This is a genomic window from Streptococcus parasanguinis (assembly GCF_001578955.1).
In the GTDB taxonomy this organism is placed as follows: domain Bacteria; phylum Bacillota; class Bacilli; order Lactobacillales; family Streptococcaceae; genus Streptococcus; species Streptococcus parasanguinis_U.
In genome coordinates, this window is sequence record NZ_KQ969695.1 from 5,955 (window position 1) to 7,547 (window position 1,593).

The 1,593-nt window shown below is 38.8% G+C and carries 1 protein-coding gene; it reads right to left on the bottom strand.

Annotated features, from left to right (window positions below):
- Positions 1-1,568 (bottom strand): ATP-binding cassette domain-containing protein (locus SPADD19_RS10665; protein WP_164905868.1); only part of this gene is annotated, 1,568 nt, incomplete at its 3' end.
- Between the last annotated feature and the right edge of the window lie 25 nt (positions 1,569-1,593).

Genomic DNA, 1,593 nt, shown 5'->3' on the forward strand with positions numbered 1-1,593 from the left:
TTTCTTAGTTCAATGACTTGATCGTATCGACTTTCATTATCAATATGGTGAGCGATTTCTAACACCATCATCGGTAGTGAGAAAATCAAGTCTCGAACCATCTGGCTATTTTCTACGTCAAGAGCTGCAGTTACCTCATCTGCTAATAAAATATCCTTTTTACGAAGAAGGAAGCGGGCTAGTTCAATCCGGACACGTTGTCCGCCTGAAATATTTTCTCCGTTATTAGTGATTACAAAATCAAGCCCATCAGTTAGTTCATGGTCGAGTTTTACCTGTCTCAAAACAGTCTCCAATTCTTGATCTGAAAACTCTTGTCCCAAACTAAGATTGTAGCGAACAGTATCATTAAAGAGGAAGGGATGCTGGCTGATGATACCTACCTGACGAATAAAATGACTTGTTTTAACTCCATCCCTTGTACGACAAGTAATCGTTCCGGCATCCGGCTTTTCTTCCCCTGTGATCATTCGGAAGAGGGTTGATTTCCCACAGCCACTTGGCCCTTTGATGAGGACTTTTTCGCCTTGTTGAATGGTTAGATTAAGATCGCGAAGAATCTCTCTACCGTTATAAGATTTACTTAAATGAGAAATTTCTAGCTCTTCTACTTGGGAGATCGAATGATTGTCCGATTCACTACCATCTGCTCGATTTAAAATTCCGAAAATCTTTTCTGCCGTTGTTTTGGCTCCTTGTACTTCAACCACATCATACATGATATTTTGGATAGGCCCTACCAGTTGACCAGCAGCAATATACATAGCGACCAGGCTAGCCACTGAAACATGATGACCCTGCATAGCAAGGAAGAACCCTAATACCAAGGGGAGTACTTGGCTCAGAAAGACCATAAAACCATTACAAAAGAAAACAATATTATGGGTAAAAGCAAACCTTTGAATAGCTCGTTGATAACGAAGATTGATATTCCAGACGCGCTGAGAATTTTCAGGCAAGGCTTGATTCATCCGCAAGGTCTGAGCTCCTCGAATACTATCAGAGATTTGGTTATGAACAGCTGTTCTTCCCTGAGACATTTCATCCCCTGAATTCTTTAGCTTATTATTCATCAAGAATTGTGGAATGGGACGTAAGATCGTGAAGAAAACAAAGATAGAACCCAATAAAACATTTTGTGCAATGATATAGATCGCCGTAATCAGTGCCCCAAATCCCCAACATGAAATAGACATATAGCGTTCAAAAAAGTTATCTCCTAGAAATTCCATATCCTGTGTCAGCATGGTAATCTTTTCATCTTCACTATATTCCCTGTCTTCCATTAACTTATGAAACAATGCCGTTCGGATATTCATGTGAATTTCACGTCTAAAGACATTATTTGCATGATTACAGAATAACATAAGACTATACAAAGCGAAATAAACAGAAAAACCAAAGAGGGCAAATTTCCAAATAGAAGAATAGGTAAGGTTATTTTGATCTATAGATAATGCTTTGGCGACAACCAAAGGTTGCCCCAAAGCGAGACCCCCATTTGCCAGTGCTCCAATAATGGTTAGGTATTTTGTTTTTTTATCAAGATATTTAAAGATATTAATCATAAATCTCTCCTAGAAAATAGAACCC